Consider the following 18,619-nt stretch of genomic DNA (forward strand, 5'->3'; position numbering starts at 1 on the left):
CTCCAGGTCAGAAATGCAGGCGAGCCGCCTGCGCTCCACTTCTCACACTTCACCGTACAGATATTTAAACCGCTGCCGGCGCCGGTAGGGGAACACGTCCACAAACTGGCCGGCCTGAATGTTCTGCTGCAGCTGGCGCCAGTAGCCGGCGCTGAACAGGTCGTTGTGCTGCTGCTTGAAGGCCTCGCGGATGCGGGGGCTGCTGAGCAGGAAGGTGGCGAATTCTTCCGGAAAGATGTCGTTGGGGCCCACCGAATACCAGGGCTCGGCGCTGAGTTCGTCTTCCGGGTAGCGGGCCTTGGGAATGTCGCGGAAGTTGCACTCGGTCATGTAGGCGATTTCGTCGTAGTCGTAGAAGATCACCCGGCCGTGGCGGGTGACGCCGAAGTTTTTGAACAGCATGTCGCCCGGGAAGATATTGGCCGCCGCCAGTTGTTTGATGGCGTTGGCGTATTCGTCGACGGCGTCGCTCACCGCCTGGTCCGAGGCGTGCTCCAGGTAGATATTGAGCGGCGTCATGCGCCGTTCGGTATACAGGTGGCGGATCACCAGGGTGTCGCCCTTGATGGTAAGCAGGGAGGGGGCCACCTGCTGCAGCTCGGCCAGCAACTCGGGGCTGATGCGGTGCAGCGGCAGCTCGAAATTGGTGAACTCCATGGTGTCGGCCATGCGGCCGACCCGGTCGTGCTGCTTCACCAGCCGGTATTTGGCCTTGACCGTTTCGTGGTTCACCTCCTTCGGCGGGGTGAACTTGTCCTTGATCACCTTGAACACCACGTCGAAGGAGGGCAGGGTGAATACGCTCATCACCATGCCCTTGATGCCGGGCGCCGCCACGAACTGGTCCCTGGACTGGTGCAGATGGTGCAGGAAGTGGCGGTAGAACTCGGTTTTGCCGTGCTTCTGGCAGCCGATGGCGGTGTAGATTTCGTAGTCCGCCTTGTTGGGCAGCAAGGGGCGCAGAAAATGCACCAGCAGTGCCGGCACCGGGCACCACACCATGAAATAGGCCCGGGCAAAGCCGAACAGGATGGAAGAGTCGTCCTTCGAGAGGATCAGGGTGTCCAGGCTGAGGCCGCCCTCGTCGTCGTGCAGTATGGGCAGGATAAAAGGCAGCAGCAGGGGGCCCTGCTCCAGCCGCCCGACCAGGTAGGCGCCCTTGTTGCGGTAGAACAGGGTGTTGATAAAGGTGAGGCTGAATTCCCCCCTGGCGAGTTCGGCCGGCCCCTGTTCTTCGAGGTAACGGCGCACATGGCCCAGATCCCGCTCCAGGTTGCTGAAGGGCACGGCCAGCCCCGTCTGCTCCAGCACCCGGCGCAGGCAGCCGGCGAGACCCTGCATGTCAAGCCGGTAGTGCCAGCTGTAGGGGGCCAGGTCCGGCTCGGGGGCGCGGCGGATAAAGCCGTGCACATAGAGATTTTCGGCGCGGATGTTTTTGTGGCGCAGGGAGCGCCGGTATACCGAGTTGTAGAACGACTCTGCTATCTCGGGGTTGGGGTGGTGGGTAAGCAGATCGTTGAACGCCTGCTTCAGCTCCTTGAGGCCTTCCTGGCCGAGGGGGGAGCCGCCCATGTGGTTGCTCACCGCCTGCAGGGTTTCGTTTACATGGTGGTCGTAGAGGCGGATACGCTGGCGCCCGGCCAGCTGCACGCCCAGCCAGTCCCGGGTTTCGAACCTGACCTTGGCGCCTTGGGTGATGTCGAGAAAACGACGGTAGAAGGCGTCGAACCTGTCCATGATGATGGTGGCCAATTCCCTGGCGTTGCCGTGCATGATGAGCTTCCCTGTTGTGATGCCTTATGTTGCGATAGTAATGGATCCGGGTGCCATTGTGGGGAAATTATTGTGATGCCTCACTCCTCACCCCTCACGCTTCCCAGGGCGATCAGCCCCTGCCGGGCGAATTCGAGCAGCGGCTGGTGGTAGTTCGAGGCGATAACGTCGCGGATGATGTCCGGGTCCACTTCCAGGTAATCGTGTACCAGGGCGTTTCTCAGCCCCACCACCTTGCGCCAGGGCACCTGGGCCTGGATAAGGCCTTTGTCCGTAAGTCGGTTGAAGGCGGTCAGTGCTTCATTGCTGGCCTTGCCGGTCACCTGCTTCGACCACTGTTTGGCGATGCCGATGCAGGACTCGATAAGCAGTTGCAGGGTGCGCTCGGCGGCCCTTTGCTCGAAGCGGCTCCAGGGGGCCTGGCTCAACCGGCGTTGCAGTTCGGCCAGATCCAGCTCGCACTGGTCTAGGTGCTCCTGCTGGGCACTGATATAGCCATTGTTATCAATAAAGGTCATGGGTTGCCTGTACCTTGTTGGGGGTGCACATAGTCCAGTTCCCACATGGAATAGATGCGTTGCTCGGCCCGCATGCGCCGGTCGGGCCACTTGTCCAGCAACAGCCTGCCCTCGCTCAGGATGCTCCAGCCCAGCGGAACCGGCGCTATGGACAGATCCACCACGCTCAAGCGGCCATCGGGCAAGCTGCACTCCTGCTGCCATTCCAGCGCCAGTTCCTCGGGGCGCAGGCGTCGGGTCAGGGGGTGTTTTTCCCAATTGGTGAAGACCACGGCCAGGTCATAATCGCTGCCCTTGTGGTGATCTCCCCGTGCCCGGGAGCCGTACAGCCACAGTGCGGCTATCTCCGGATGTTGCCGGGCCAGTTCAATAATGCGGGGGAGCACGGACATGACGGTTTTCCTGGTGTAATGGGTGGTGATTGGCGCCTGGCATTGTTTCCTATTATGACCGCAGGGGCCGGCGGTTGCCATCCTCGGCATCGGGCTGCGTGCCCGTCTGGGGGTGATGCCGTGGTTTGGGTGTGGCTTGAGGCCACGAGGGTTGCCGCCGGGCGGCAATGCAGGCGGGCCGCCTGCGCTCTGGGGAGTGGCACGGGGTATTGGGGCGCGGGCGGCTCGCCCGCCTGGGTGTGATGCCGTGGTTTGGGCATGGCTTGAGGGCGCGAGGGTTGCCGCCGGGCGGCAATGCAGGCGGGCCGCCTGCGCTCCGGGGAGTGGCGCGGGGGTATTGGGGCGCGGGCGGCTCGCCCGCCTGGGGGGGATGTCGTGGTTTGGGCATGGCTTGAGGGCGCGAGGGTTGCCGCCGGGCGGCAATGCAGGCGGGCCGCCTGCGCTCCGGGGGAGTGGCGCGGGGGTATTGGGGCGCGGGCGGCTCGCCCGCCTGGGTGTGATGCCGTGGTTTGGGCATGGCTTGAGGCCACGAGGGTTGCCGCCGGGCGGCAATGCAGGCGGGCCGCCTGCGCTCCGGGGGAGTGGCGCGGGGGTATTGGGGCGCGGGCGGCTCGCCCGCCTGGGGGTGATGCCGTGGTTTAGGCATGGCTTGAGGGCGCGAGGGTTGCCGCCGGGCGGCAATGCAGGCGGGCCGCCTGCGCTCCGGGGAGTGGCGCGGGGGTATTGGGGCGCGGGCGGCTCGCCCGCCTGGGTGTGATGCCGTGGTTTTGGTGTGGCTTGAGGCCACGAGGGTTGCCGCCGGGCGGTAATGCAGGCGGGCCGCCTGCGCTCCGGGGAGTGGCACGGGGTATTGGGGCGCGGGCGGCTCGCCCGTCTGGGGGTGATGCCGTGGTTTGGGTGTGGCTTGAGGCCACGAGGGTTGCCGCTGCGCGGCAATGCAGGCGGGCCGCCTGCGCTCCGGGGGAGTGGCGCGGGGGTATTGGGGCGCGGGCGGCTCGCCCGTCTGGGGGTGATGCCGTGGTTTGGGTGTGGCTTGAGGCCACGAGGGTTGCCGCTGCGCGGCAATGCAGGCGGGCCGCCTGCGCTCCGGGGGAGTGGCGCGGGCGGCTCGCCCGCCTGGGGGTGATGCCGTGGTTTGGGTGTGGCTTGAGGTCACGAGGGTTGCCGCTGCGCGGCAATGCAGGCGGGCCGCCTGCGCTCCGGGGAGTTTACCCGGCGGCTAAAGCCGGTTACCTTTCCTCACTCCTCACTCCTCACTCCTCACTCCTCACTCCTCACTCCTCACGCTTTACCTCAGCCCCCGCTTTGCGGACAATACGCGGCCTTACATTTAGGGGAGTGGCATGGAGCTTTATTTCGTACTCAAATCGCCGGCCCGGGCCGAGAATGTGGGCGCCGCCGCCCGCGCCATGAAAACCATGGGCTTCGAGCATATGCGGCTGGTCGACAGCCGGGTGCACCAGCAGGATCAGGCCCACTGGGTGGCCCACGGCGCCCAGGAGATACTGGAGCAGGCCGAGTACTTTCCCACCCTGGCCGAGGGGCTGGCGGACATGGACCTGGTCATCGCCACCACGGCGCGCCGGCGCGGCCGCTACCTGCACTATCTCACCCCCAAGAAAGCCATTGCCCAGGTAAACAACAAGCAACTGGCAAAAGTGGCCATTTTGTTCGGCTGCGAGGAGTCGGGGCTGAGTAACGACGATCTGGCCCATGCCGACATCATCAGCTACCTGCCGCTGAAGGTGGCTTATCCTTCGCTCAACCTGGGCCAGGCCATCATGCTGTATGCCTGGGAGTTCAGCCAGGGGCTGGCGGCGGAAAACGAGGAAAAAAGCGCCATTCAGGCAGAAAATGCCCAGTTAAGGGTGCTGCAACAAAAAACAGAGCAATTGTTTGAGCTTGCCGGAGTGTCGCAGCAGGAAAAACTGGCCGACTGGGTAAGAGACCGATTGCCTATGCTGGAACAGCGGGACCTGAATCTGCTGCATCTGCTGTATAAAGACCTGGAGCGCGCCCTGGCCGGCAAGGAACGAGGTTGACAAGCCGAAAGGCTCGGGTTATTGCTATGCCATCCGTTTTTCGAGGTTGTCCGTCATGCTGTTCCATGCAAGCCGCACCATCACCACCATTATTATTACCGGTACCACCACTGGTGGCACTGGGGCGGGCTGATGCGCTGACGACAAACAAGATCTGAATCCTCAAGCCCGTATCCCAACCAGATGCGGGCTTTTTCGTTTTACACAGGGAGTAATAGATGCGTGTCTTGAAATTTGGCGGCACCTCTTTGGCCAACGCCGAACGGTTCCAGACCGTGGCCGACATCGTGGTCAACAATCAGCGGCAGTCCCAGGTGGCCCTGGTGCTGTCGGCGCCGGCCAAGGTCACCAACCATCTGGTGGCGGTGGTGGAGCAGGCCAGCCGTGGCCTGGATCCGGCCCCGGTGCTGGCAGAGATCGAGCAGATCTTCCACGCCATCATCGATGGCCTCAAGCAACGCTTCGAGCGCCTGGACGATGAGGGCCTGAAAGGTCAGGTCGACCGGGAACTGGGCCAGCTTACCCGCCTGCTGCAGGGGGTGAGCCTGCTGCAACAGTGCCCGGACAACATCCAGGCCCGCATCCTGAGCCGGGGCGAGGCGCTGTCCATCGCCACCATGGCCGAGCTGCTCAAGGCCCGCGGCGAGCAGGTGGAAGTGATTTCGCCCCAGGCCATGCTGCTGGGCGAGGGCAGTTTCCTCGAAGCCCACGTCAATATCGAAGTGTCCCGCCAGCGCTTTCGCGACCAGGGCCTGCGCCCCGACTGCGTGTACCTGATGCCGGGCTTTACCGCCGGCAACGAAAAAGGGGAAACCGTGATCCTGGGCCGCAATGGCTCCGACTACTCCGCCGCCGTGCTGGCCGCCTGCGTGGACGCCGAGTGCTGCGAGATCTGGACCGACGTGGATGGCGTCTACAACTGCGATCCGCGCCTGGTGCCCGACGCCAAGCTGCTCAAGCAGCTGTCCTACAAGGAGGCGATGGAGCTGTCCTACTTCGGCGCCAAGGTGCTGCATCCCAAGACCATCGCCCCCATCGCCCAGTTCCATATCCCTTGCCTTATCAAGAACACCGGCAACCCCCAGGGCGAAGGCTCGCTGATCGGCCCCGAGTGCAGCGACGACGACCTGCAGGTCAAGGGCATCTCCGATCTGGCCGGCATGACCATGATCAACATCTCCGGCCCGGGCATGAAGGGCATGGTGGGCATGGCCGGCCGCCTGTTCTCCTGCGTGTCCCGCGCCGGGGTCAGCATAGTGCTGATCACCCAGAGTTCGTCCGAATACAGCGTCAGCTTCTGCATCCACAGCTACGACAAGCACAAGGCCCAGAGGGCCATCGCCGACGAGTTCGCCCTGGAGTTCAAGAACAACCTGCTCGAGCCGCTGGACGTGATCGACGATCTGGCCATTATCTCCCTGGTGGGGGATCGCATGCGCACCGCCAAGGGCGTGTCGGCCCGCTTCTTCAACTCTCTGGCCGAGGCGTCCATCAATATCGTGGCCATCGCCCAGGGCTCCAGCGAGCGCTCCATCTCAGCGGTGATCCGCAAGGAAAAGACCACCGAGGCGATCCGCGCCTGTCACCAGAACTTTTTCTCCAGCCGCCAGTTTATCGACGTGTTCCTGGTGGGTTGCGGCGGCGTGGGCGCGGCCCTGCTCGAGCAGATCCGCCGCCAGCAGCCGGTGCTGGAAGCCCAGGACATCGGCATCCGGGTGGTGGGCATCGCCAACTCCCGCAAGATGGCGCTGGACCGCCACGGCATCAACCTGAACGAGTGGCGCGACCGGCTGGAGCAGGCCCATGAGGCCTTCAGCCTGGAGCGGGTGGCCCGCCTGGTGGAAGACAGCCACCTGATCAACCCGGTGCTGGTGGACTGCACTTCCAACGAGCAGATCGCCGATCAGTACGCCGACTTCCTGGCCGCCGGCTTCCACGTGGTGACCCCCAACAAGAAGGCCAACACCGCCAGCCTGGACTACTACCGCGAGTTGCGCCGTACCGCCCGGGCCACCCGCCGCAAGTTCCTGTACGAAACCAACGTGGGCGCCGGCCTGCCGGTGATCGAGAACCTGCAGAACCTGATCCGCGCCGGCGACCAGTTGAAGGCGTTCGGCGGCATCCTGTCCGGCTCCCTGTCCTACATCTTCGGCAAGCTGGACGAGGGCATGAGCTTTGCCGACGCCACCCGCATCGCCCGGGAGAACGGCTTTACCGAGCCGGATCCCCGCGACGACCTCAACGGCATGGACGTGGCGCGCAAGCTGCTGATCCTGGCCCGGGAGGCGGGCATGGAACTCAGCCTGGACGACATAGAAGTGGAAATGGCGCTGCCGCCGGAGTTCGATGCCAGCGGCGATATCGACAGCTTTATGGCGCGGCTGCCGGAGGCCGACGCCTGGTTCGAGGCCAGGGTGGCCGAGGCCGCCGCCGAGGGCAAGGTGCTGCGTTACGTGGGCGCCATCGAAAACGGCCACTGCAAGGTTGCCATCAAGGCGGTAGATGGCGATGATCCCCTGTTCAAGGTCAAGGACGGTGAAAACGCCCTGGCGTTCTACACCCAGTATTACCAGCCGATCCCGCTGGTGCTGCGCGGTTACGGCGCCGGTGCCGATGTCACCGCCGCCGGCGTGTTCGCCGACCTGTTGCGCACCCATAACTGGAAGCAGGAGATCTGAATGAGTGTTGTTGCGTACGCCCCTGCCTCTACCGCCAATGTGAGCGTGGGTTTTGATGTACTGGGGGCCGCGCTGGCCCCCCTGGACGGCACCCTGCTGGGTGACCGCGTGTTCGTGGGCGAGACCGAGGGCGACTTCAACCTGGTCAATACCGGTCCCTTCGCCCACAAGCTGCCGGACGATTTCACCCAGAATATCGTCTACGACTGCTATGTGGCCTACGGCAAGGCGCTGGCGAAAAAGGGCCTCAGGCTCAAGCCGCTGGTGATGACCCTGGAGAAAAACCTGCCGGTGGGCTCGGGCCTGGGCTCCAGCGCCACCAGCATCGTCGCCGCCTTCGTGGCGCTCAACGCCTTCCACGACGAGGCCATGAGCGAGCACGAGCTGACCCTGCTGATGGGCGAGCTGGAAGGGCAGATTTCCGGTTCAGTTCATTATGACAATGTGGCACCCTGTCACCTCGGCGGCATGCAGCTGGTACTGGACGAAGCCGGCGTGGTCAGCCAGTCGCTGCCGGTGTTCGACGACTGGTACTGGGTGGTGTGTTACCCGGGCATAGCTGTGTCCACCTCGGCGGCGCGGGCCATCTTGCCGGCCCAGTACCGCCGCCAGGACTGCCTGGCCTATGGCCGCCGGCTGGCGGGCTTTGTGCATGCCAGCCACACCGGCCAGGAAAAGGTGGCCGCCGCCATGCTGAAGGACGTGATTGCCGAGCCCTACCGCGCCCAGCTGATCCCCGGCTTCAACGAGGTGCGCGAGCACGCCGCCACCATGGGAGCGCTGGCCACCGGTATTTCCGGCAGCGGCCCCACCGTGTTCTGCGTGATGAAGGATCTGCACCAGGCGGAAAAACTTAAAACTTGGCTGGCCGAGCATTTTATTCAGAACCAGGATGGCTTTTGCCATATTTGCAAACTCGATGCCCAAGGCGCACGGGTAACAGGAACAGAGCTATGAAGTTGTACAACATCAAGGACAATAGTGAGACCATCAACTTTGCCGGTGCCGTCCGGCAGGGGCTGGGCCGGGGCCAGGGGCTGTTTTTCCCGGAAAGCCTGAACCCGCTGCCCAATGTGGACGCCCTGCTGGAGCTGCCGCTGGTGCCGCGCTCCGTGGCCATTCTGCAGCACCTGATCGGTGACGAAATTCCCGAAAGCACCCTGGCCGCCATGGTGGAGCGGGCCTTCACCTTCCCGGCGCCGCTGGTGAAGGTGGACGACCACACCTACGCCCTGGAGCTGTTCCACGGCCCGACCCTGGCGTTCAAGGACTTCGGTGGCCGCTTTATGGCCCAGTGCCTGGCCACCCTGAGTGACGACGGCAAGATCACCATCCTCACCGCCACCTCCGGCGACACCGGCGCCGCCGTGGCCCACGCCTTCTACGGCCTGCCCAACATCGAGGTGGTGATCCTCTACCCCGAAGGCAAGATCAGCCCGCTGCAGGAGAAGCTGTTCACCACCCTGGGCGGCAATATCCGCACCTTCGCGGTGCAGGGCGACTTCGATGCCTGCCAGGCGCTGGTCAAGCAGGCGTTCGACGACGAAGAGCTGAAAGCCGCGGTGGGCCTCAACTCCGCCAACTCCATCAACATCAGCCGGCTGGTGGCCCAGGTGTGCTACTACTTCGAGGCGGTGGCCGAGCTGCCCGCCGAGCAGCGCCACAAGGCGGTCATCGCCGTACCTTCGGGCAACTTCGGCAACCTCACCGCCGGCCTTATCGCCAAGGCGCTGGGCCTGCCGGTGAAGCGTTTCGTGGCCGCCACCAACGCCAACGACACGGTGCCGCGCTACCTGGAAAGCGGCAACTGGGATCCCCACGCCACCGTGGCCACCCTGTCCAACGCCATGGACGTGAGCCGGCCCAACAACTGGCCGCGGGTGGAAGAGCTGTGCCGGGTCAAGGGTTGGAAACTGTCCGACATCGCCTCCGGCGCCCTCAATGACGAGCAGACCAAAGACGCCCTCAAGCGCTTGTTCGCCCAGGGCTATCTGTGCGAGCCCCACGGCGCCATTGCCTGGGAACTGCTCAACAAGGAGCGGGGCAAGGACGAGGTGGGCATCTTCCTGTGCACCGCCCATCCGGCCAAGTTCAAGGAGAGCGTGGACGAGATCCTGGGTCAGGACATCCCGCTGCCCGGCCCCCTGGCCAAGCACGGCGCCATGGAGTCCCTGTCCGAGGTGATCCCCGCCGACTTCGCGGTCCTGAAAGCCAAGATGATGAAGTAACCCATCCGCAGCGCAGGCGGCCCCCCGCGCTCCAAGTTGTGCACCTATCCCTGGAGCGCAGGCGGCTCGCCTGCCTTGCCGCGCAGCGGCAACATGGAAAAAGGGCGAAGGCAGTATCGTTGCCTTCGCCCTTTTTTATGGTTATTCGACCAAACCCGGCGCCGGGTCATGTAGGGTCGACTTCAGTCGACCAACTGCTATCCGTCATCGCTGCAAGTGTTTGTAAGAGATCTCTCAATAAGGCTAGGGATAAGGCGGTTTGTGGCCGTGGAATTTGGTCATAAATCCATTTATCTCTTTGTTATTTAATGATTTTCATATGATGCTTGTTTTTTGCTCGGCCAAGATCCCGCCCCGGGTAAATTGAGCCGGGCCGGTAAATCCGTATAGTTAATACCAACAGCAAGGCAGGCTGGCTTGTCAGGAAGACAAACGGCAGGAAGGCCTTAAGGAACCACCGGCAGGAGCCGGAGCAAGGATTAAGGAAGCGGTGTCGGAGCGGAAGCCGGCAGCCAGGAGGCAAGGGACCAGGCCCGGATGGCCAAGGGGATGACCGAGGGAAAGGTCAGGGATACCTCCAGGACGGAGCGGTTGGCAACAGGACGCGGCCAGTCAGGATGACGCAGGATGACCCCGACGGAACGGGAAGGGGAAGGCTCGGGACGGGTCAGGTCAGGGATTGCAGGGAGCAACCAGGTTCAGGGAACAAACCGACGACACCAAAAGGGGCGGCCACAGGCTGCCCCTTTTCTATTGCGCTTTTGTCCGTATCATGGGGCTACCCCCGGCTTGTCGGCTTATGTTAACTTGTACGACCAGTTGAGTTAATCGGGTAACAAGCCATGAGTCAGGCATTGGATGAGTTATTGACGCTGCTGGCGCTGGAGCCGCTGGATGACGGCCTCTATCGCGGCCAGAGCCGGGATCTGGGCTTTCGCGCCGTGTTCGGCGGCCAGGTAATGGGGCAGGCGCTGGCGGCGGCCAAGTACACCCTGCAGCCGGAGCGGCCGGTGCATTCCTTCCACTCCTATTTCCTGCGGCCGGGGGACGTCAACAAGCCCATCATCTACGACGTGGAGAAGATCCGCGACGGCAAGACCACCTCCACCCGCCGGGTGCAGGCGCTGCAATACGGCAAGCCCATCTTCTACATGACCGCCTCCTTCCAGGAGCCGGTGGACGGCTTCGAGCACCAGGCGCCCATGCCGCAGGTGGCAGGGCCGGAGGGACTGGTCCCCGAGAGCGAGCGCATCGCCGCCCTGTCCGCCTTCCTGCCGGAGCGGGTCAAGGACAAGCTGTTGTCGGAAAAACCGATAGAGATCCGCCAGGTCAACTACGTCAACCCCATGAAGCCGGAGAAGATGGCTCCGGTGCGCCATATCTGGCTCAAGGCCAACGGCCGGCTGCCGGACGATCCGCGTATCCACAAGTATCTGCTGGCCTATGCCTCCGACTTCAACTTTCTGCCCACCGCCCTGATGCCCCACGGCCACTCCTTCTGGGAGCCCCAGCTGCAGGTGGCGACCATCGATCACTCCATGTGGTTCCACCAGGACTTCCGCTTCGACGACTGGATCCTCTACGCCATCGAAAGCCCGCGCGCCGTGGCCGGCCGGGGGCTGGTGCAGGGGCATTTCTTTACCCGCGACGGCACGCTGGTGGCCTCGGCGGTACAGGAGGGCATTATCCGCCCCCGCACGGAATAATCAGGCACTGTTTTTAATGGTGGTCATCTCCGCGAAGGCGGGGCTTGCAGGCGCCGAAGGCAGCTTTTAAGCTAGGCGCCAGATTTTATTCTTCTTCAACGGACACTCCCCATGACCCTGACCTGGAACCAGGTAATAGGCCACGAGAAAGAGCAGCCCTACTTTCAGCAGGCAATGGCCTTCGTCAAGCAGGAGCGCGGCGCGGGCAAGGTGATCTATCCGCCCCAGCAGGATATCTTCAACGCCTTCAGATACACCGAACTGGGTGAGGTGAAGGTGGTGATGCTGGGCCAGGATCCCTACCATGGCCCCAACCAGGCCCATGGCTTGTGTTTTTCGGTGCTGCCGGGGGTGCGGGTGCCGCCTTCGCTGCAGAACATGTACAAGGAGCTGAGCGCCGACATCCCCGGTTTTCGCATCCCCAACCACGGTTGCCTCGAGTCCTGGGCCCGGCAGGGGGTCTTGATGCTCAATACGGTGCTGACGGTGGAGGCCGGCAAGGCCCACTCCCATGCCCGGCTGGGTTGGGAAACCTTTACCGATCACGTGATCCGGGCGGTCAACGAGCACTGCCAGGGCGTGGTGTTCCTGCTGTGGGGCAGCCATGCCCAGAAGAAGGGCGCCATGATCGACCGCCAGCGGCACCATGTGCTGGCCGCGCCCCATCCCAGCCCCTTGTCGGCCCACCGCGGTTTTCTCGGTTGCCGGCATTTCTCCAAAACCAACGAGTTGCTCGCGCAGCAGGGCAAGGCGCCCATCGACTGGCAGTTGCCGACCGAGCTGTGAAATAGGGGGCCCACCGCACCGTTTTTGGAGTGCGGGCGGCCCGCCCGCATGGGTGTTGCACCCAGGGCAAAGGTTCCCGCTGTGCTCCTGTTGTAGGGTCGACTTCAGTCGACCGAACCACGGCGCCGGTGGTGGGGAGGTCCACTGAAGTGGACCCTACAGTGGACCCTACGGTTGGAGTAAGAGCAAAAAAGGCGCCCGCGGGCGCCTGAAAATATTGTCTTCGTGCTCTACAGCTCAAGCTCTTCCAGGTTGCCTTCGTATTCGAAGGCGCAGTCGAGCAGCTGAAGTTCTTTTTGTAAGCGCTTTTTGTCCTTCAATGCTTCTATTTCCCGCCATTTGCGCTTTTTGGCGGGTTCACGCGATGTTCCGCGTGCGGACCGTTCAACCACAAACTCCTGATCTTCGAAGCCGAACCTTTCCATGGGGCTCCCTCCTGTTGGCTATCAGTTGCAGTCACATTTGGATATATCACAGTCCGTTCTAAAATAAAACTTGGTTATGACACTTTTATTATGCCTGGCCAGGAAGAGAATTCGGGTGGGCAAAAGGACGGCCGGAGGGGCCAGGGAAGGAGGGAGAAACAAAGCGGCCGCCGGGGAATGGCGGCCGCGGCATGGGGGTCGCCGGGCTTACAGCATTTCTTTCAGCATGGCTTCCAGCTTGCCCTGGTCGATGGCGAAGTTGCGGATGCCTTCGGCCAGTTTCTCGGTGGCCATGGCGTCCTGGTTCTGCTCCCAGCGGAACTCGGCTTCGGTCATGGGGGCCGGGCGGGTCTGGCTGGCGCCATGATCCTTAAGCTTCTGTACCACCTCGCCTTCGGCCTGGCTCAGCTCCGCCAGCAGGTCGGGGCCTATGGTCAGGCGGTCGCAACCGGCCAGCTCGAGGATTTCGCCGGTGTTGCGGAAGCTGGCGCCCATCACCACGGTCGCATAGCCGTGGGCCTTGTAGTAGTCGTAGATGCGGCTCACGGAGAGCACGCCCGGATCTTCCGCCGGGGCGTATTCCTTCTGGTCGGTGTTTTTCTTGTACCAGTCGAGGATACGGCCCACGAAGGGGGAGATCAGGTAGGCGCCGGCCTCGGCACAGGCCCGGGCCTGGGCGAAGCTGAACAGCAGGGTCAGGTTGCAGTTGATGCCTTCCTGCTCCAGCACCTCGGCGGCGCGGATGCCTTCCCAGGTGGAGGCCAGCTTGATCAGGATGCGTTCGCGGCCAACACCGGCTTGGCTGTACAGGGCGATCAGACGGCGTGCCTTGGCGATGCTGGCCTGGGTATCGAAGGACAGGCGGGCATCCACCTCGGTGGAGATGCGCCCGGGGACGATCTTGAGGATTTCACAGCCGATGTTGACCGCCAGCTTGTCGGAGGCGTCGACCAGTTGTTGGGCGGCGTCCTGGCTCTGGGACTTGGCCCAGGCCACGGCGTCTTCCAGCAGCGGGCGGTACTCCGGGATCTGGGCCGCTTTCAGGATCAGGGAGGGGTTGGTGGTGGCGTCTTGCGGTTGATACTTGCGGATGGCTTCGATGTCGCCGGTATCGGCTACGACGGTAGTCAGTTTTTTCAGTTGGGTCAGTTTATCGGCCATTGATGGTAAGGTCCTTTGCTCTGGTTCGGGCCCCTTTGGGGTACAGGGCCACAGTATCCCTTATTCGGGCCACTAAAATAAAGTGACCTCGGGAAAGAGCTGAACAGGGGGTCAGACAAGGGGAGGGGAGAGAGAAAGCTCCGGAAAATCAGGGTGAGATGAAATTTCGAACCATGGTTTTTTGTTAGTGATATATTTTGATCTTTTGGTCAAATCGTTTGTTTTTTGATAAAAAAGACCGGTTTCTTTAGACGGTTATAATTTAGTGTGATCTGTGTCACATGGCGATTTTTGCGCATTGTGCTAGATTCCGTGCGCTGCGGACCAGAGAAGATGATAACCATTCTTATCTGGTAAATGAATGCTCAAATTTTGGAGAAGCAGAGACACGCCAATGGATATTATTATCGCCTTTATCAACGACCTGCTCTGGGGCACGGTACTGATCTACCTGCTGCTGGGTGTCGGGGTATTCTTCACCCTGCGCCTGGGCTTTATTCAGTTTCGCCATTTCGGCCACATGTTTTCCGTGCTCAGGAACAGTCGCAAGTCCGATGCGGCGGGTATCTCGTCCTTCCAGGCCCTCTGTACCAGCCTGGCGGCCCGGGTAGGCACCGGCAACCTGGCCGGTGTGGCCGTGGCCCTGTACCTGGGCGGGCCGGGCGCCATCTTCTGGATGTGGGTCATCGCGCTTATCGGCATGTCCACCGCCTTCGTGGAGAGCACCCTGGCCCAGCTGTACAAGGTAAAGGATGAAGACGGCAACTACCGGGGCGGCCCCGCCTATTACATGGAGAAGGGCCTGGGCTTGCGCTGGATGGGCGTGCTGTTCGCCATTTTCCTGATCATCGCCTTCGGCCTGGTGTTCAACGCGGTGCAGGCCAACTCCATCAGCGCCGCCATGGACGTGGCCTTCGGCATCCCCCACTGGGCCACCGGCCTGGCGCTGGTGGTACTGGCCGGCCTTATCATCTTCGGCGGCCTGCGCACCATCGCCCGCTTCGCCGAACTGGTGGTGCCGGTGATGGCCCTGGCCTACCTGCTGATTGCCCTGGTGGTGGTGGCAATCAACATTACCGAGCTGCCCGGTGTGCTGAGCCTGATCGTCAAGTCGGCCTTCGGCCTGGAGCAGGCCGGCGGCGGCGCCATGGGCTATGCCATTTCCCAGGCCCTGATCAACGGCATCAAGCGCGGCCTCTTCTCCAACGAGGCGGGCATGGGCTCGGCCCCCAACGCGGCGGCCTCGGCCACGCCCTATCCGCCCCATCCGGCGTCCCAGGGGTATGTACAGATGCTGGGGGTCTTTACCGACACCATCGTTATCTGTACCTGCACCGCCTCCATCATCTTGCTGTCGGGCCAGTTTGAACCCGGCTCCGGGGTGACCGGCATCGAGCTGACCCAGCGGGCGCTGTCCCACGAGGTGGGCAACTGGGGCAACACCTTTATCGCCATCGCCATCCTGTTCTTTGCCTTCACTTCCATAGTGGCGAACTACGCCTATGCGGAGAACAACCTGATCTTCCTGGAGCACAACCACAAGGCCGGCCTGCTGGTATTCCGCCTGTTCGTGCTGGGCATGGTGATGTTTGGATCCATTGGTGAACTGCCCACCATCTGGGCCATGGCGGACGCGTCCATGGGCATGATGGCGTTGACCAACCTGGTGGCGATACTGCTGCTGTCGGGCGTGGCCATCAAGCTGGCGCGGGATTACAACGACCAGCTCAAGCTTGGCAAGGTGCCGAGCTTCGACCCGACCAAGTACCCGGAGCTGAACCGTCAGCTCGAAGAAGGGATCTGGGACAAAAAATAACCGCCCGGGGACTGGGTCGGCCAGTCCCTAGAGCACCGATCAGCCTAAAAATTAGGCAGCGATGTTTCTTGGGGCGCGGGCGGCCCGCCCGCATGAGGGTGGCACCGAGGTGGGCGAAGGCACGGCCTAATCGGCGGTGCCTATTTTGCCTCGAGCCTTTTTAAACCTGCGGTGTGGTAGGCCAACCCGAGGGTTCGCGCTGTGCGCGAATGCAGGCGAGCCGCCTGCGCTCCATTATGTTCACGTCTCAGGGCTGCTCGCCCACCAGAAACTGCTTGCTGATGGTCCTGAACTGCTCGGTGCCGGCGCGGTGCAGCAACTCGAACACCACCATCTCCCGGCTGACGATCCGGGCGCCGGCATCGCGCATGCGGGCCAGGCCCAGCTGCCGGTTTTCCTCGGTACGGCTGCCCACCGCATCCGCCACCACGAACACCTCCTTGCCCGCCTTCAGCAGATCCATCACCGTCTGCAGCACGCAGACATGGGTCTCCATGCCGCAGACGATCACCTGAGGGTAGTGCTGCCAGTGCGCCGGCAGGCAGTCGGCGGCTACCACCGAGAAGTGCATCTTTTCCACTACTTCGGGCTGGTCCACCAGGACGGTGAGGGCGCCCTGGGTGTGGCCCAGCCCCCTGGGATACTGCTCGGTAAACAAAATGGGGGTGCCGAGCGCCTGGCAGGCCGAGATCAGCCACTGGATACGGGCACTCAGCCGCTCGCCGTGGTCGATGGCCGGGATCAGCTTCTCCTGCACGTCGATCACCATCAGTGCCGCCTTATCGAATTCCATCAACATCCTGTTCTCCCTCTCTGTCTGGTTGCCGTTAGTATGACCCTTTTGCCGGGCAAAGAAAAAGGGCGCCGCGGCGCCCCCTGGTCACATTGGTCCTGATCAGACCTTGAACTCCCCCAGCAGGCTGTGCTGGCGCTGCATCTGCTCCAGCATGGCCTGGCAGTGGCGCACCTGGGCGATGGCGCCGCTGGCCACATCCTGGCTGATGTCGCGGATATTGGTGGTGTTCTGGTTGATCTCCTCGCTGGTGGCGCTCTGCTCTTCCGCCGCGGTGGCGATCTGCAGGTTCATGTCGTTGATGTGGCTGATGGCCTGACGGATCCGGGCCAGCACCTCGTTGGCCTCGGCGGCGTCCACCGAGGTCTGGGCGGCCAGCTCCTGGCTCTGCTTCATCTTGTTTTCCGCCAGCCTGACCCCGGCCTGCAGCCGCTCGATCATGTCGCCGATCTCCTGGGTCGACTGCTGGGTGCGGGAGGCGAGCGAGCGCACCTCGTCGGCCACTACCGCGAAGCCCCGGCCCGACTCACCGGCGCGAGCAGCCTCGATGGCGGCGTTGAGGGCCAGCAGGTTGGTCTGCTCGGCGATGCCGGTGATCACCGAGAGGATGGACTCGATATTGCGGCTCAGCTGGGCCAGCTCGTTGACCGAGGCCATGGTGTCTTCCATGTCGGCGGCCAGCCGTTCCACCGCCTGGGTGGAGCGGGATACTACCAGGGCCCCCTGTTCGGTTTCCTGGTTGGCGGCGTTGGCGGCCTCGGCGGCGTTCTGGGCGTGCTGGGCCACCTCGGTGGCGGTGGCGGCCATCTCGTGCATGGCGGTGGCCAGCTGATCCAGCTCCTGCAACTGCAACTGCAGCTGGTTTTCCGCCTGCTCCGACTGGCCGGAAGTCTGGCCGATGCTGGCCTTCAGCTTGTCGGAGCTGTCCATCACCTCGCCGATCAGCTTCTGCAGGTGACCAAGGAAGCCGTTGAACTCGTTGGCCACCAGGCCGAAGTCGTCCCGGCGCACTATGGGCAGGCGTTTGGTCAGATCGCCCTGGCCGCCGTTGATGTCCTTCAGGGATTGGTGCAGACCGCCCAGCGGCTTGAGCAGGCTGGTCATCAGCAGGATCAGCAGGGTCATGCTGATGGCCACGCCCAGCACCGCGATCAGCAGCGCCTGCCATTGCAGGCGATCCGCCTGGGCCATGACGGCGGCTTCATCCAGCACCACCCCTATATACCACTTGGCGCTTTGCAGCTCCGACAGCGGGGTGAAAGACACCCAATGGGGCTTGCCGCCCAGGTCGTAGCTGGCCATGGTGCTGCTCAGGGCCGGTTGCTTGCCCTCGAACAGCTCGGTGAGGGACTTGCCGTTCAGCTCCGACCGGGGATGGGAGATGATATTGCCGTTTTCGGCTACCAGAAAGGCATAACCGGCGCCGTTGAAGTCGATGACGTTAATGGCGTCGGCCACCGTCTGCAGGCTGAGATCGCCGCCGAAGGCGCCCAAGGGGCGGCCCTGGTCGGTGATCTTGGCCACGGCGGAGATCAGGATCTCACCGGTGGTGGCGTCGGGGTAGGGCTCGGTCAGGGCGGCCCGGGGGGAGGCCATGGCCACCGCATACCAGGGACGCTGGCGGGCATCCCAGCCGGGAGGGTTCCAGCCGGGATCGCTGCCGATGGGGCGGCCGTTCTGGCTGTCGAGACCGCCGAACACGAGGATGAACTCGTCCTTCAGCAGGGGGAGCCTGAAGGTGCGCAGCACCTGCTCCGGGCTGAAGTCGCCGTCGATATTCTGGGCCACCATGTCGATAAGACCGAGTTTGGCGTTGAGCCAGCTTTCGATCTGCTTGGCCAGGGTCGAGCTGGTTTCGCCGATGGCGGCGGCGGTCTGGGTGCGCAGGGCGTCCCTTACCTGGGAGAGCTGCATCCAGGACAGGATGCTGACGGTAACGAGCAGCACGGCGGCGGCGGTGAGTCCTACTTTATGGGCTATTTTCATACAACTGGGTCCCTGTAGTTATTGTCTGGTCGAGAGCGGCTTATACTTTAGTCGCATAGAGCAGAGTAACATACTGAAAAAAATTCATTTTTTGCAATATTCTGCGCTAGAGCACAGTTTCTTTCCGGGTTTCCCGCACCGTTGTATTGCCAATTGAAACCTTCTCTGGCGGCAATGACAACGGGGGCATTTTTATCTTATCGGCAGCATCCAGCCCCTCTTGATTAGTGACTGCTTTCGATTTATCTATAAGGCCCCTGCCGTCTCCTTGTCGTGACGATAAGGGTATTCATCTGGTTCTTGTAGAGGAGAAGA

14 protein-coding genes are annotated in these 18,619 nt (G+C 62.8%); 7 read left to right on the top strand and 7 right to left on the bottom strand.

Annotated features, from left to right (window positions below):
- Positions 1-42 precede the first annotated feature (42 nt).
- From aceK to mntA, 3 genes are all read right to left on the bottom strand, one after another.
- A complete protein-coding gene (aceK, locus tag AN401_RS05940) occupies positions 43-1,773 on the bottom strand; it encodes a bifunctional isocitrate dehydrogenase kinase/phosphatase (protein ID WP_096778792.1) in 1,731 nt (576 codons plus the stop codon).
- An 80-nt stretch (positions 1,774-1,853) separates the two neighbouring features.
- Complete coding sequence (gene hepT / locus AN401_RS05945; protein ID WP_094039963.1) at positions 1,854-2,291, bottom strand: type VII toxin-antitoxin system HepT family RNase toxin; 438 nt, start codon at positions 2,289-2,291, stop codon at positions 1,854-1,856.
- Complete coding sequence (gene mntA, locus AN401_RS05950; protein ID WP_096778793.1) at positions 2,288-2,683, bottom strand: type VII toxin-antitoxin system MntA family adenylyltransferase antitoxin; 396 nt, start codon at positions 2,681-2,683, stop codon at positions 2,288-2,290. The genes hepT and mntA overlap by 4 nt, the downstream gene beginning before the upstream one ends.
- A gap of 1,343 nt (positions 2,684-4,026) precedes the next feature.
- Here mntA and AN401_RS05955 point away from each other — a divergent pair.
- From AN401_RS05955 to ung, 6 genes are all read left to right on the top strand, one after another.
- Positions 4,027-4,725, top strand: coding sequence for a tRNA/rRNA methyltransferase (locus AN401_RS05955; RefSeq protein WP_096778794.1), 699 nt, complete (start codon positions 4,027-4,029; stop codon positions 4,723-4,725).
- Positions 4,726-4,943: 218 nt separating this feature from the next.
- Positions 4,944-7,403 carry a bifunctional aspartate kinase/homoserine dehydrogenase I gene (gene thrA, locus AN401_RS05960; protein WP_096778795.1) on the top strand — a complete coding sequence of 820 codons (2,460 nt, stop codon included), beginning with the start codon at positions 4,944-4,946 and terminating at the stop codon, positions 7,401-7,403.
- The gene (thrB, locus tag AN401_RS05965) at positions 7,404-8,360 is read left to right on the top strand and encodes a homoserine kinase (RefSeq protein WP_094039014.1); all 957 of its coding nucleotides are present in this window, start codon (positions 7,404-7,406) and stop codon (positions 8,358-8,360) included.
- Complete coding sequence (thrC, locus tag AN401_RS05970) at positions 8,357-9,631, top strand: threonine synthase (RefSeq protein WP_096778796.1); 1,275 nt, start codon at positions 8,357-8,359, stop codon at positions 9,629-9,631. The genes thrB and thrC overlap by 4 nt, the downstream gene beginning before the upstream one ends.
- An 842-nt stretch (positions 9,632-10,473) precedes the next feature.
- Positions 10,474-11,337: an acyl-CoA thioesterase II gene (gene tesB / locus AN401_RS05975; protein ID WP_096778797.1), complete on the top strand. Its 864-nt coding sequence runs from the start codon at positions 10,474-10,476 to the stop codon at positions 11,335-11,337.
- 111 nt (positions 11,338-11,448) lie between these two features.
- On the top strand, positions 11,449-12,123 hold the full coding sequence (ung, locus tag AN401_RS05980) for a uracil-DNA glycosylase (RefSeq protein WP_096778798.1): 675 nt from the start codon (positions 11,449-11,451) through the stop codon (positions 12,121-12,123).
- Between the two features lie 230 nt (positions 12,124-12,353).
- Here the strand turns inward: ung and AN401_RS05985 are convergent, their stop codons facing one another.
- Positions 12,354-12,548, bottom strand: a complete 195-nt coding sequence (locus tag AN401_RS05985) for a DUF3545 family protein (RefSeq protein WP_096778799.1) — start codon at positions 12,546-12,548, stop codon at positions 12,354-12,356.
- Between the two features lie 207 nt (positions 12,549-12,755).
- Complete coding sequence (gene tal, locus AN401_RS05990; RefSeq protein ID WP_096778800.1) at positions 12,756-13,709, bottom strand: transaldolase; 954 nt, start codon at positions 13,707-13,709, stop codon at positions 12,756-12,758.
- A gap of 394 nt (positions 13,710-14,103) precedes the next feature.
- Here tal and AN401_RS05995 point away from each other — a divergent pair, with 394 nt between their 5' ends.
- Complete coding sequence (locus tag AN401_RS05995) at positions 14,104-15,525, top strand: alanine/glycine:cation symporter family protein (RefSeq protein WP_094039008.1); 1,422 nt, start codon at positions 14,104-14,106, stop codon at positions 15,523-15,525.
- 247 nt (positions 15,526-15,772) lie between these two features.
- Here the strand turns inward: AN401_RS05995 and AN401_RS06000 are convergent, their stop codons facing one another.
- Together AN401_RS06000 and AN401_RS06005 are read right to left on the bottom strand one after the other, a co-directional pair.
- A complete protein-coding gene (locus AN401_RS06000; RefSeq protein ID WP_094039007.1) occupies positions 15,773-16,324 on the bottom strand; it encodes a hydrolase in 552 nt (183 codons plus the stop codon).
- 96 nt (positions 16,325-16,420) lie between these two features.
- Entirely contained in the window at positions 16,421-18,304 is a 1,884-nt protein-coding gene (locus AN401_RS06005) for a methyl-accepting chemotaxis protein (RefSeq protein ID WP_096778801.1), read from the bottom strand.
- Positions 18,305-18,619 lie beyond the last annotated feature (315 nt).

It is taken from the genome of Zobellella denitrificans (assembly GCF_002407485.1).
Taxonomy (GTDB): Bacteria; Pseudomonadota; Gammaproteobacteria; order Enterobacterales; family Aeromonadaceae; genus Oceanimonas; species Oceanimonas denitrificans.